This is a genomic window from Pseudomonas sp. TUM25319 (assembly GCF_056388475.1).
Genome location: NZ_CM150751.1, coordinates 4,229,026 through 4,241,108, shown reverse-complemented (window position 1 = coordinate 4,241,108; position 12,083 = coordinate 4,229,026). Strand labels below are relative to the sequence as shown.

General features: G+C 64.8%; 10 protein-coding genes. 4 read left to right on the top strand and 6 right to left on the bottom strand.

The genetic code is table 11. The features are described from left to right. The first annotated feature begins 12 nt into the window (after positions 1 to 12). The 3 genes from AC05QJ_RS19495 (at position 13) to AC05QJ_RS19485 (ending at position 7,159) form a co-directional block, all read left to right on the top strand. The gene (locus AC05QJ_RS19495) at positions 13 to 3,126 is read left to right on the top strand and encodes an efflux RND transporter permease subunit (protein ID WP_476742923.1); all 3,114 of its coding nucleotides are present in this window, start codon (positions 13 to 15) and stop codon (positions 3,124 to 3,126) included. Then, positions 3,123 to 4,601 (top strand): efflux transporter outer membrane subunit, encoded by a 1,479-nt coding sequence (locus tag AC05QJ_RS19490; protein WP_476742922.1) that lies wholly within the window; start codon positions 3,123 to 3,125, stop codon positions 4,599 to 4,601. The genes AC05QJ_RS19495 and AC05QJ_RS19490 overlap by 4 nt, the downstream gene beginning before the upstream one ends. A 473-nt stretch (positions 4,602 to 5,074) precedes the next feature. Then, positions 5,075 to 7,159 carry a putative bifunctional diguanylate cyclase/phosphodiesterase gene (locus tag AC05QJ_RS19485; protein WP_476747969.1) on the top strand — a complete coding sequence of 695 codons (2,085 nt, stop codon included), beginning with the start codon at positions 5,075 to 5,077 and terminating at the stop codon, positions 7,157 to 7,159. A gap of 3 nt (positions 7,160 to 7,162) precedes the next feature. On the opposite strand, the gene AC05QJ_RS19480 is transcribed toward AC05QJ_RS19485, so the two are convergent. Together AC05QJ_RS19480 and AC05QJ_RS19475 are read right to left on the bottom strand one after the other, a co-directional pair. After that, entirely contained in the window at positions 7,163 to 7,423 is a 261-nt protein-coding gene (locus AC05QJ_RS19480) for a DUF1652 domain-containing protein (protein ID WP_476742921.1), read from the bottom strand. A gap of 260 nt (positions 7,424 to 7,683) precedes the next feature. Continuing rightward, positions 7,684 to 8,331 carry a DUF1345 domain-containing protein gene (locus AC05QJ_RS19475; RefSeq protein ID WP_476742920.1) on the bottom strand — a complete coding sequence of 216 codons (648 nt, stop codon included), beginning with the start codon at positions 8,329 to 8,331 and terminating at the stop codon, positions 7,684 to 7,686. A gap of 212 nt (positions 8,332 to 8,543) precedes the next feature. Here AC05QJ_RS19475 and AC05QJ_RS19470 point away from each other — a divergent pair, with 212 nt between their 5' ends. After that, a complete protein-coding gene (locus AC05QJ_RS19470) occupies positions 8,544 to 9,389 on the top strand; it encodes a site-specific integrase (protein ID WP_476747968.1) in 846 nt (281 codons plus the stop codon). 5 nt (positions 9,390 to 9,394) lie between these two features. On the opposite strand, the gene acpP is transcribed toward AC05QJ_RS19470, so the two are convergent. The 4 genes from acpP to gspG form a co-directional block, all read right to left on the bottom strand. Next, complete coding sequence (gene acpP, locus AC05QJ_RS19465; RefSeq protein ID WP_476742919.1) at positions 9,395 to 9,631, bottom strand: acyl carrier protein; 237 nt, start codon at positions 9,629 to 9,631, stop codon at positions 9,395 to 9,397. Between the two features lie 85 nt (positions 9,632 to 9,716). Further along, positions 9,717 to 10,292, bottom strand: a complete 576-nt coding sequence (locus AC05QJ_RS19460) for a phosphopantetheine-binding protein (RefSeq protein ID WP_476742918.1) — start codon at positions 10,290 to 10,292, stop codon at positions 9,717 to 9,719. Between the two features lie 96 nt (positions 10,293 to 10,388). After that, positions 10,389 to 11,576, bottom strand: a complete 1,188-nt coding sequence (locus tag AC05QJ_RS19455; protein WP_476742917.1) for a type II secretion system F family protein — start codon at positions 11,574 to 11,576, stop codon at positions 10,389 to 10,391. Between the two features lie 9 nt (positions 11,577 to 11,585). After that, entirely contained in the window at positions 11,586 to 12,008 is a 423-nt protein-coding gene (gspG, locus tag AC05QJ_RS19450; RefSeq protein ID WP_476742916.1) for a type II secretion system major pseudopilin GspG, read from the bottom strand. Between the last annotated feature and the right edge of the window lie 75 nt (positions 12,009 to 12,083).

The window sequence follows — 12,083 nt, the reverse complement described above, 5'->3', positions numbered from 1 at the left end:
CTGGAGCTGCCCTTGAACCTGTCCGGCCCATTCATCCGTCGCCCGGTGGCGACCATGCTGCTGAGCCTGGCGATCCTGCTGCTGGGGGGCGTCAGCTTCGGCCTTCTGCCGGTGGCGCCGCTGCCGAAGATGGACTTCCCGGTGATCGTGGTCTCGGCCAACCTGGCCGGGGCCAGCCCCGAGGTCATGGCCTCCACCGTGGCCACGCCGCTGGAGCGCAAGCTCGGTGCCATCGCCGGGGTCACCACCCTCACCAGCAGTTCCAACCAGGGCTCGACCCGGGTGATCCTCGGCTTCGACCTTGGCCGCGACATCGACGGCGCGGCGCGGGAAGTGCAGGCCGCCATCAATGCGGCGCGCAACCTGCTGCCCAGCGGTATGCGCAGCATGCCTACCTACAAGAAGATCAACCCGTCCCAGGCACCGATCATGGTGCTGTCGCTCACCTCCGAGGTGTTGCAGAAAGGCCAGCTCTATGATCTGGCGTCCACCATCCTGTCCCAGAGCCTGTCTCAGGTGTCCGGCGTGGGCGAGGTGCAGATCGGCGGCAGTTCGCTGCCGGCGGTGCGCATCGAACTGGAACCCAGGCGGCTCGCCCAGTACGGGCTTTCCCTGGATGACGTGCGCGAGACCGTGTCGGCGGCCAACCAGCGCCGGCCCATGGGCTTCGTCGAGGACGCCGGGCGCAACTGGCAGGTGCGCGCCAACGACCAGTTGGAGAAGGCCAAGGACTACGAGCCGCTGGTGATCCGCTACCAGGACGGTTCGGTATTGCGCCTGAGTGACGTGGCGAAGGTCACCGATGGCGTGGAGAACCGCTACAACAGCGGCTTCTTCAACGACGACGAGGCCGTACTGCTGGTCATCAACCGCCAGGCCGGTGCCAACATCATCGAGACCGTGGAGCAGATCAAGGCGCAATTGCCGGCCCTGCAGTCGCTGTTGCCGGCCAATGTCACCCTGAACATCGCCATGGACCGCTCGCCGGTGATCAAGGCGACCCTCAAGGAAGCCGAGCACACCCTGCTGATCGCGGTGGTGCTGGTGATCCTGGTGGTCTACCTGTTCCTTGGCAACTTCCGCGCCTCGCTGATCCCGACCCTGGCGGTGCCGGTGTCGCTGGTGGGCACCTTCGCGGTCATGTACCTGTGCGGGTTTTCCCTCAACAACCTGTCGCTGATGGCGCTGATCCTGGCCACCGGGCTGGTGGTGGATGACGCCATCGTGGTGCTGGAGAACATCTCCCGGCATATCGAGGACGGCCAGCCGCCGATGCGCGCGGCCTATCTCGGCGCCAAGGAAGTGGGCTTCACCCTGTTGTCGATGAACGTGTCGCTGGTGGCGGTGTTCGTTTCCATCCTGTTCATGGGCGGCATCGTCAACGCGCTGTTCCGCGAATTTTCCATCACCCTGGCGGCGGCGATCATTGTTTCGCTGCTGGTGTCCCTGACCCTGACCCCGATGCTCTGCGCCCGCTGGCTCAAGCCACAGGCTCACGATTCGGGCCAGACCCGCCTGCAACGCTGGAGCGAGCGCCTGAACCAGCGCATGGTGGCGGGCTACGACCGCACCCTGGGCTGGGCCCTGAACCATCGCAAGCTGACCCTGTTCAGCCTGCTGCTGGCCATCGGCGTCAATATCGCCCTGTACGTGGTGGTGCCCAAGACCCTCATGCCGCAGCAGGACACCGGCCAGCTGCAGGGCTTTATCCGGGGCGACGACGGGCTGTCGTTCAGCGTCATGCAGCCGAAAATGGAAATCTACCGCCGCGCCTTGCTGGCGGACCCGGCGGTGGAAAGCGTGGCCGGCTTCATCGGCGGCAACAGCGGAACCAACAACGCCATGGTGCTGGTGCGCCTGAAACCGATTGCCGAGCGCAAGCTGGACGCGCAGAAGGTCATCGAGCGGCTGCGCAAGAACATGCCGCTGGTGCCTGGTGGCCGCTTGTTCCTGATGGCCGACCAGGACCTGCAACTGGGCGGTGGCGGTCGCGACCAGACCACCTCGCAGTACCTCTACACCCTGCAGAGCGGCGACCTCCAGGCGCTGCGCACCTGGTACCCGAAAGTGGTGGCAGCGGTGCGCGCATTGCCTGAGCTGACCGCCATCGACGCCCGCGACGGCAGCGGCACCCAGCAGGTGACCCTGGTGGTGGACCGCGACCAGGCCAAGCGCCTGGGCATCGACATGAGCATGGTCACCGCCGTGCTCAACAACGCCTACAGTCAGCGGCAGATCTCCACCATCTACGACAGCCTCAACCAGTACCAGGTGGTGATGGAGATCAACCCCAGGTACGCCCAGGATCCGAGCACCCTGGAACAGGTCGAGGTGATCACCGCCGACGGGGCGCGGGTGCCGCTGTCCACCATCGCCCATTACGAGAACAGCCTGGCCAACGACCGCGTCAGCCACGAGGGCCAGTTCGCCTCCGAAGACATCTCCTTCGACGTCGCCGAGGGCTACAGCCCCGACCAGGCTCTGGCGGCGCTGGAAAGGGCGGTGGCCAAGGTCGGTCTGCCCGAGTCGGTGATCGCCAAGCTCGGCGGCACCGCCAACGCCTTCGCCAAGACTCAGGAAGGCCAGCCGCTGATGATCCTCGGCGCCCTGGTGCTGGTGTACCTGGTGCTGGGCATCCTCTACGAAAGCTACATTCACCCGCTGACCATCCTGTCGACCCTGCCGTCGGCCGGGGTAGGGGCCTTGCTCACGCTGTACGTGACCGGTGGCGAGTTCAGCCTGATCTCGCTGCTGGGGCTGTTCCTGCTGATCGGCGTGGTGAAGAAGAACGCCATCCTGATGATCGATCTGGCGCTGCAACTGGAGCGTCACGAGGGCCTGGGTCCCGAAGAGTCGATCCGTCGTGCCTGCCTGCTGCGCCTGCGGCCGATCCTGATGACCACGCTGGCGGCCATTCTCGGTGCCTTGCCGTTGCTGCTGGGCAACGCCGAGGGCTCGGAAATGCGCCAGCCGCTGGGTCTGACCATCATCGGCGGCCTGGTCTTCAGCCAGGTGCTCACGCTTTACACCACTCCGGTGGTCTACCTCTACCTGGATCGCGCGCGCCATCGCTTCAACCGCTGGCGTGGCGTGCGCACCGACGCTGCCCTGGATACCCCGCTATGAGCCAACGTGTCTTTCTCTCCGATTCTTCGCTGCTGCGACTGCTCGGTGCCCGCGGTTCGCGCCTGCTGGCGGCCGGCCTCAGCGTGGCGATGCTCAGTGCCTGCACCCTGAGCCCCGACTACCAGCGCCCGGACATGAACACTGCGGCGCCGTTCAAGTACGCCGAAGGCTGGACCCAGGCCAACCCGTCCGACGCCCTGGCCCGTGGCGCCTGGTGGGAGCTGTACGGCGACGCGCAGCTCAACGCCCTGGTGGAGCAGCTCAACGCTGGCAACCAGACCGTGCGCCAGTACGAGGCCCAGTACCGCCAGGCCCAGACCCTGGTCCGCAGCGCCCGCGCCTCGCTGTTCCCCAGCCTCGACCTGAGCGCGGGCAAGACCCGCTCCAGCCAGGGCACCGGCAGCAGCAGTTCGAGCCTGAGCAACAACAGCAGCGGCATCCGCGACACCTACAGCACCCAACTGGGCGTGAGTTGGGAAGTGGACCTGTGGGGCAAGTTGCGTGAAGGGCTCAATGCCAATGAAGCCAGCGCCGAGGCGAGCTTTGCGGACATGGCGGCGATCCGCCTGAGCCTGCAGTCGGAGCTGGTACAGAACTACCTGCAACTGCGGGTGATCGACGAGCAGAAGCGTCTGCTGGAAGCGACCCTTGCGGCGTACCAGCGTTCGCTGACCATGACCCTGAACCAGTACAAGGCGGGCGTTTCCGGCAAGGACGCGGTTGCCCAGGCCACCACCCAGCTCAAGAGCACCCAGGCTGACCTGGTGGACCTGGTCTGGCAGCGTGCGCAACTGGAAAACGCCATTGCCGTGTTGCTCGGCAAGCTGCCGGCGGAGTTCGCCCTGGCGCCGACCACCGATATCCCGGCCTTGCCGCAGATTCCGCTGGCCTTGCCGTCGCAGTTGCTGGAGCGGCGTCCGGACATCGCCTCGGCCGAGCGCAAGGTGATGTCGGCCAACGCCAGTATCGGTGTGGCGCGGGCGGCGTACTTCCCGGACCTGAGCCTGAGCCTGAGCGGCGGCTACAGCAGTAGCAGCTTCAGCAACTGGATCAGCCTGCCCAACCGCTTCTGGTCGGTGGGACCGAGCCTGGCCATGACCCTGTTCGACGCCGGCAAACGCTCGGCGGAAGTCGATCGTACCGTGGCCGTCTACGACCAGACCGTGGCGCAGTACCGGCAGACCGTGCTGGATGGTTTCCGCGAAGTGGAAAACTACCTGGTGCAGCTCCAGGTCTACGCCGACGAGGCCGTGGTGCGCCAGGAGGCGCTGGAGTCGGCCCGCGAGTCCCTGCGCCTGACCGAGAACCAGTACAAGGCCGGGCTGATCGGCTACCTGGACGTGGTCAACGTGCAGACCACCGCCCTGAGCAACGAACGCAGCGCCCTAACCTTGCTGCAGGGCCGGCTGGTGGCCAGCGTGCAACTGATTGCCGCACTGGGTGGCGGGTGGGATGGAAAGCTCAGTCCTCCGTGAAAGTTCAGGTGCTCGCCGCAGGTTGTGCTGTGTTTTCAAGATCGAGCGCCGCCCGTGCGGCGCATCGCTGGCAAAGCCAGCTCCCACATTTTTTGCAACGCGCCATGGCCTGTGAGATTTGAGTTGCCAGCCTTTGATGCTTGGCGATCTGTTGCGGGGAGGCTGTTGGGCTCGACTCGATAGTGTGCCGTACACACAAGGCGATCAACCATGGCCTTGCAGACAATGTGGGAGCTGGCTTTGCCAGCGATGCGCCGCGCGGGCGGCGCTCGATCTCAAGGGCGCAGACCAACTCCCGACTGGCACCTGTAACCGACGACGTGGAATCCGGCTGGCCCTCGCCAACCTCACACCCTGTGTAAATCCCCCCGCCAACCGGCTGAAACTCCGTGCGTTTCGCCAAAGCTTGAGTACAATCATCGGCTTTTATGGGCTGGCAAATTGCCTCACCATTTTCCTCCCTGGAAGTCCTTATCTTGATCGGCAGTTACTCACCTTCTCTGGTCGTGATCTCCCTCTGTGTGGCGATCCTTGCCTCCTACACCGCACTCGACCTTACCGGACGCCTGGCCACGGCCAAGGGACGGGCCGCGTACCTGTGGATGAGCGGCGGCGCATTGGCCATGGGCATGGGGATCTGGTCGATGCATTTCATCGGCATGCTGGCGTTCAGCCTGCCGATCCAGTTGGGCTACGACGTCACCCTGACGGTACTGTCGCTGGTGGTTGCGGTGCTGTCCTCGGGCTTCGCCCTGTGGCTGGTGAGCCAGCGCAGCCTGCCGCTGCGCATGCTGTTGCTGGGCGCGGGAATCATGGGCGCGGGCATAAGTTGCATGCACTACACCGGGATGGCGGCGATGCGCATGCAGCCGGGCATCCAATACGACCCACTGCTGTTCGGCCTGTCGCTGCTGATTGCGGTCGGGGCCTCGATGGCGGCGCTGTGGATTGCCTTCCGCCTGCGCCGCAGCACGCCCTATGTGCGACAGATTCGCGGCGGCGCGGCGGTGCTGATGGGCGTCGCGATCGTTGGCATGCACTACACCGGCATGGCGGCGGCGAATTTCCCCGATGGCAGTTTCTGTGGCGCCTTCGACACCGGCCTGAGCGGCGACGGCCTCGATTACCTGGTGCTGATCACCACCCTGGCGGTGTTGTCGGTGGCCCTGTTGACCTCGGTGCTCGATGCCCGCCTGGAAGCCCGCACCGCCGAGCTGGCGCGCTCGCTGACCCTGGCCAACCAGGAACTGACCCAACTGGCCCTGCACGACACCCTGACCGGGCTGCCCAACCGCACACTGCTGGCCGATCGTATCGACCAGGCGATGAGCAAGGTCGCCGAGCATGGTGGCTGCTTTGCGCTGATGTTCATCGATCTGGATGGCTTCAAGCCGGTAAACGACGCCTTCGGTCACCACACAGGCGACCAGTTGCTCAAGGAAGTGGCCTTGCGCCTGCGCGGGCATCTGCACAGCCAGGACACCCTGGCGCGGATCGGCGGCGACGAATTCGTCCTGTTGGTGGAGCTGGAAGATCCGGACGACGCGGTCAACGTCGCCGCCAAGCAGGTCAATCTGGTGTCCCGGGCGTTCCGCGTGGCCGAGCAGAGCCTGCAGATTTCCGCCAGCATCGGCATTGTCCTGTACCCGGGCAACGGCAGCGACCAGCACGAACTGCTGCGTAATGCCGACGCCGCCATGTACCACGCCAAGAGCGCCGGCAAGAACGGCTACAGCTTCTTCGACGTGTCGATGAACAGCAACGCCCGCCTGCAATTGCAACTGCTGCAGGACCTGCGCACCGCCGTGGAAGAAAAGCAGTTCCGCCTGTACTACCAGCCCAAGTTCGACGCCGTTGGCCGTCATGCGATCGGGGCCGAGGCGCTGGTGCGCTGGGAACACCCGACCCTGGGCCTGCTGCTGCCGGATCGTTTCATCACCCTCGCGGAAAAGACCGGTCTGATCATTCCCATCGGCGAATGGGTTCTGGAAGAAGCCTGCCGGCAGATGCGCGAGTGGGTCGATCAGGGCTATGGCGACTGGCGGATCGCGGTAAACCTCTCGGCGATCCAGTTCTGTCACGCGGGGCTGGTGGACAGCGTGGCTGCCGCGTTGGCGCGCAATGGCCTGACGCCCAACAACCTGACCCTGGAGATCACCGAAACCACCGCGATGCGCGATGCCGACGCCAGCCTCTGCGTGTTGCAGCGGCTGTCGGACATGGGCGTGGACCTGTCCATAGACGATTTCGGCACCGGTTATTCGAGCCTGATGTACCTCAAGCGCCTGCCGGCCAACGAACTGAAGATCGACCGCGGCTTCGTCCGCGATCTGGAACAGGACAGCGATGACGCCGCGATCGTCTCAGCCATCGTGGCGCTGGGGCAGGCGCTGGGCTTGCGGATAGTGGCCGAAGGGGTTGAAACCGATCGGCAGCAGGATTTCCTGACCCGGCTGGGCTGCGATTCGCTACAGGGCTATCTGCTCGGCCAGCCCGTGCCGGCCGAGCGTTTTCTGATCGATATCGAAAGGGTGACGGCAGCGCAGGCCCGCGTCTGAGGTTCAGGCGGTGCGCTGCAGGGCGCAGGACGGCTGGAAGGCGGCGAGTTCGTCTTCCACCGCTTCGATGATCCGCTCCACATCGTGGGCGGCCATGACGGTGGAGCAGGGGATGCCGGCAATGGCCAGCAGGGTTTCACCAGTGGCGCGGTCGAACAGGCGGGCTACCATGCTGCGCGGCGCGTCCATGCTGGCTTCGAAGCCCAGGGGGTGAAAATGCCAGCGCATCATCTGGCAGGCGCCGGGAAAAGTGAATTTGTTCATGCAGGCCTCCTTGTATCGCTGGACCGATAACCCTGAATGACACCCCGAAATGACTGGCCTTTCGCGGCCAGAGACTAACCATAGCAGCAATGATGCGCGTGAACGGGAATAATTCCCGGTTGTTTTCCCCGTTCCATGATGGCTGTCACATTCCGGTCCATCCCCCTTGCTGGCGCAAACGTTTTCCGCGCTGCTTTGCCACGCATCCGTCGAGGCGCGCTGCCCCAGCGTCGTTCAAGGGTTTCCGACGGGTGGCGCCTTCAACTCAACAGGCCGGCGGCGATATTCACGGTGAACCCGAGAATCGCCGTGTTGAACAGGAAGCCGATCAGCGAGTGGGCCAGCACCACCCGGCGCATTTCCCGGCCGGCCACGCCCACATCCGAAGTCTGTACCGCAACGCTGAGGGTGAAGGAAAAGTAGTGGAAGTCCCAGTAATCGGGATGGCGCTCTTCATCGGGGAAGCGCAGCAACGGCTCGTGGCCGTCGTTGGTATAGAAGAGGCGGGCGTAATGCAGGCTGAAAATGGTCCCGATCAGCAGCCACGAGCCGGCCACCGTCAGGCCGGTGTAGGCGTAGTGCAGCAGCAGGGCGCTGCCGTGCAGTTCCCGGCTGCCGGCCAGTTGCAGCGTCACGGCGGCAAGGCTGGCCACGGCGGCGATGCTGACCACGAACAGCACCAGCGCGGCATTCTCGTCCTCGGCATCGGCGGTTCGCCGCACCGTGTCGGCGTTCGCCCCGAGGGTGAGATGAAGGATCAGTGCCAGGTAGACCCAGGCGGCGACGTTCCAGCCGGCCAGCACCTGCTGCACGGTGTCGCCAGCGGGAATGAACAGGCCGCCGAGAACGCCCAGCAGGCTTGCGGCGATCAGGCGTGGGTGAGTGTGGGCCAGTTTGTGCAGTGCCATGGGGCCTCGCGGTCGGGGAGTCATCCGGCAACTGTAGACCCTGAACGGTGGCACGCCGTTCGGCGAAAGGAGTTGCCGAGGCGGGTGGGCTCGTTCATCCTGCGCGCCTTCGATCCGTCATCGCCGTCGAGGAACCCCACGGTTTGCCCGAGTCACAGCCCAATCCGCTTCAGCAATACCTCGCCCGACTGGCGCCTTCCAGCCAGTTGACCATGAAGTACGTCCTGCAGGACGCCGCCGACCGCCTCGGTTTCGACGAGACCGACATCCTCGACGTGCCCTGGTATCAGCTCGATCCCGCCGACATCACCGATCTGGTGGCGGCCCTGCGCAGTGACGGTTACGCGCCCAACAGTTCGTCGCTGTACGTCAACGCCATTCGCGGGGTGATGAACGAGGCCTGGCGCCTTGGGCTGATCGATCAGGAGCGGTTGTTGCGCATCCGCGAAGTGAAGGCCATGCAGGGCACGCGCCTGCCGGTGGGGCGCAACCTCAAGCGCACGCTGATCCGCGAACTGATGGACGTCTGCGCCGCCGACCCGCGCCCCCAGGGCCTGCGCGACGCCGCGGTGATCGCGCTGCTGTACGGCACCGGCATGCGCAAGTCCGAATCGGTCAACCTCGACCTCGCCCAGGTGGACTTCGCCGAGCGCAGCCTGAGCGTGCTGGGCAAGGGCAACAAGCAACTGATCAAGTACGCCCCGGTCTGGGCCTTCGAAAAGCTCGGCGCCTGGCTGGCGTTTCGTCGTGAACAGTTGCCGGCGGGGCAGGCCGACGACAGCTTCCTGTTCAACCGCATCCGTCGCGGCAGCCACATCACCCGCGAGCGCATCACCAAGCACGCCATCTATTACATCGCCCGCCAGCGCGGCCAGCAGGTGGGGGTGAAGATCATGCCCCATGACTTTCGCCGGTCGTTCATTACGCGGGTGATCGAAGAGCACGACCTGTCCATCGCGCAGAAACTGGCGCACCACAGCAACATCCAGACCACCGCCAACTACGACATGCGCGACGACAACGAGCGGCGGCGGGCGGTGGATCGGTATGACTATTGAGCGGGTTATCGGCGCTTTACGCTGGTGATGTAATCGATCAGATGGCCGACCGTACCCAGCTTGTCAGCCTGGCTTTCAGGGATCACGATGCTGAATTTCTCCTCGAGGAGTGCGGTCAACTCCACCAGGTCGAGTGAGTCTGCACACAAGTCATCTGTGAGCGATGCTTCTCTTCTGACGGCGGTCGCTTCACATCCGAGCCGCTGGATAATTGCTTCTTTCACACCCGATTCGACATTCATGTTCGTCATCCTCTGTTGATCCCCGCTCCAGCGAGGGCCATCTCATTCCATCAGCCTTTGCGGTCTGGCGAAACTGACAAAAATATCAGGTCCGCCCCAGGTCTCCGGCCTGGCAGGCGATCACGTAATTGATCACTGAGCCGAGTGTCGTGAATGGCCGTTGCTCCGGTCCCGGCAGTTCAAGGTCAAAGGCTTTTTCCACGGCGTGCAGGATCTCCAGGCGCTCCAGCGAAGTGGTCGCGAGATTGTGACGAAACGACAGGGTCTCGCTGAGCTGTTCCGGGTCCAGACCGAGGACGCTGTGAATGATGGCGAATACCTGCGACCGAACCGCGCCGAGGGTGCTGGCCGGTGGCTGTCCTGAACCATGGGTGGGCAGAGGCTCCGGTCGGGCAGGCGGCCGCGCCTGTCCGGCCTTTTCGATGCGTACGGCGACATCATCGATCAGTTCGCCCACCGTGGCGAAGCGACAGCTGTCCTCATCGGGGATGTCGATCGTGAACCGGTCCTCGATCGCCATCAGTACCTCCAGCGCCTCCAGCGACGCCAGGTTCAGGTCTTCGACAAAGGTGGCGGATCGTTCGATTTGCCTGGGGTCCACATGCGCTTTGGCGCCGAGGGCCTTCAGAATGAACTGCTCGATAGGCTCCATCTTGCTCATGTCGCCGGCTCCGTTCCTCAAGGATCAGTTGAACCGATGACGTCATTTGAGCAGAGCCGCAGCCAAGGCGAAATTGACAAAAATATCAGTACGCCATCAGTGGATGCTCGACGCCAGTTCGAAGATCGGCATGTACATCAGGATCACGATCAGCCCGATCAGCAGGCCGATGAAGGTCATCAGCAAGGGTTCGAACAGGCGCACGAACCACTCGATCCAGCGACCGATCTCGGCATCGTAGAAATCGGCGCTGCGCTCCATCATCTGGCCGACATTGCCGGATTGCTCGCCCGCCCGCAGCAGGCGCAGCGATACCGGCGTCACCAATTCGCTTGCCTCCAGCGCCGCCGACAGCGAGACGCCTTCACGCACCCGCTCGCAGGCGCGGTCCAGGCGTGTCGCGGCGCTGCTGCCGAGCAGGCCGCGGGCCATGCCCATGGCCGTCAGGATCGGAATGCCGCCTTGCAGCAGGATCCCCAGCGAGCGATAGAACCGCGCCAGTTCGTACATCACCAGCCGCCGGTGCAGGGCAGGCAGGCGCTGCAGCTGGCGACCCAGCCAGCGGCGCACCGACGGTCGGCGTTGCAGCAGTGCCAGGGCAAGGCACAGCCCGGCGCTGCCGGCGAGCAGGGTGCTCTGGTGGCGCTGCAGAAACAGCCCGGCATCCATCAATAGCTGCGACAGCCACGGCAGGTTGCTGCCCAGCCCCTCGAACACCAGGCTGAAGCGCGGCACCACATACGCCAGCAAAAACAGCACCACGCCGCCGCCCACCAGCAACAGCAGCAGCGGGTAGATCGAAGCGCTGACGATCTTCTGCCGGACTTCATCCAGCCGCTGGCGATAGCCGACATACCGGCGCAGGGCATCGGCCAGGGCACCGGTCTTCTCGCTGGACTGCACCAGCGCCACGTACAGCGTCGGAAACACGGCCGGTAACTGGGCCAGCGCCTGGGAATACGACTTGCCTTCGTACAGCAGGCGCACCAGCGCATCGAGGGTCTTGCGGGCCTGGGGCGCGTTTTCCTTCTCTGCCAGGCTCTGCAGGGCGTCGATCAGCGGCAGGCCGGCATCGAGCAGGGTGCCCAGCTCCTGGCTGAACAGCAGCAGGTCGAAGGTTTCCCGGCGGGGGCGGCGCAACCGCACGAAGTGCGCGCTGCTGCGCGCACTGAGCACCCGCAACCCCTGGCGCTCGGCCTGTTCGCGGGCCTGGGCGAGGTCCGCAGCGTCGATGTCCAGGGCGACTACCCCGGTCTTGCCCAGGGCCTTGAGACGAAAGCGCATAGTGGTCACCTAGTTCCAGTTGGTGATTTCGGCGTTTTCGCCGTCGCCGCCGGGCTGGCCGTCCTTGCCCAGGGAGAACAGGTCGTACTCGCCGTTCTCGCCGGGGTAGCGGTAGAGGTAGGCGTGGCCCCACGGGTCATCGGGGACTTTCTTCTGCAGGTAAGGGCCGGACCAGCGTGCCTCGTCGCTGGGGGCGCTGACCAGCGCCTGCAGTCCCTGTTCCGAGGACGGATAGCGGCCGATTTCCAGCCGGTACAAATCCAGCGCCTTGGACAGGCCCTCGATCTGCGCCCGGGCCACCTTCGCCTCGGAGCGGCCTAACTGGCTGAAATAGCGTGGTGCGACGATCCCGGCCAGCAGGCCGAGTACCACCAGCACCACCAGCAGTTCCAGCAGGGTAAAGCCGTGTTGCGTGCGACGTTGTCGGTTCATGGCGGGGCCTCCTCCAGAGCGTGTGGATAGCGCTCATGCAAAGCCCGTGCGCGTCTGCGCCGGGGCCCGTGGCGG

Coding starts and splice junctions, on each gene's coding strand:
- AC05QJ_RS19490 (WP_476742922.1), top strand. CDS start 3,123: ATGAGCCAACGTGTCTTTCTCTCCGATTCTTCGCTGCTGCGACTGCTC.
- AC05QJ_RS19480 (WP_476742921.1), bottom strand. CDS start 7,423: ATGAACAAATTCACTTTTCCCGGCGCCTGCCAGATGATGCGCTGGCAT.
- AC05QJ_RS19475 (WP_476742920.1), bottom strand. CDS start 8,331: ATGGCACTGCACAAACTGGCCCACACTCACCCACGCCTGATCGCCGCA.
- AC05QJ_RS19470 (WP_476747968.1), top strand. CDS start 8,544: ATGAAGTACGTCCTGCAGGACGCCGCCGACCGCCTCGGTTTCGACGAG.
- acpP (WP_476742919.1), bottom strand. CDS start 9,631: ATGAATGTCGAATCGGGTGTGAAAGAAGCAATTATCCAGCGGCTCGGA.
- AC05QJ_RS19460 (WP_476742918.1), bottom strand. CDS start 10,292: ATGAGCAAGATGGAGCCTATCGAGCAGTTCATTCTGAAGGCCCTCGGC.
- AC05QJ_RS19455 (WP_476742917.1), bottom strand. CDS start 11,576: ATGCGCTTTCGTCTCAAGGCCCTGGGCAAGACCGGGGTAGTCGCCCTG.
- gspG (WP_476742916.1), bottom strand. CDS start 12,008: ATGAACCGACAACGTCGCACGCAACACGGCTTTACCCTGCTGGAACTG.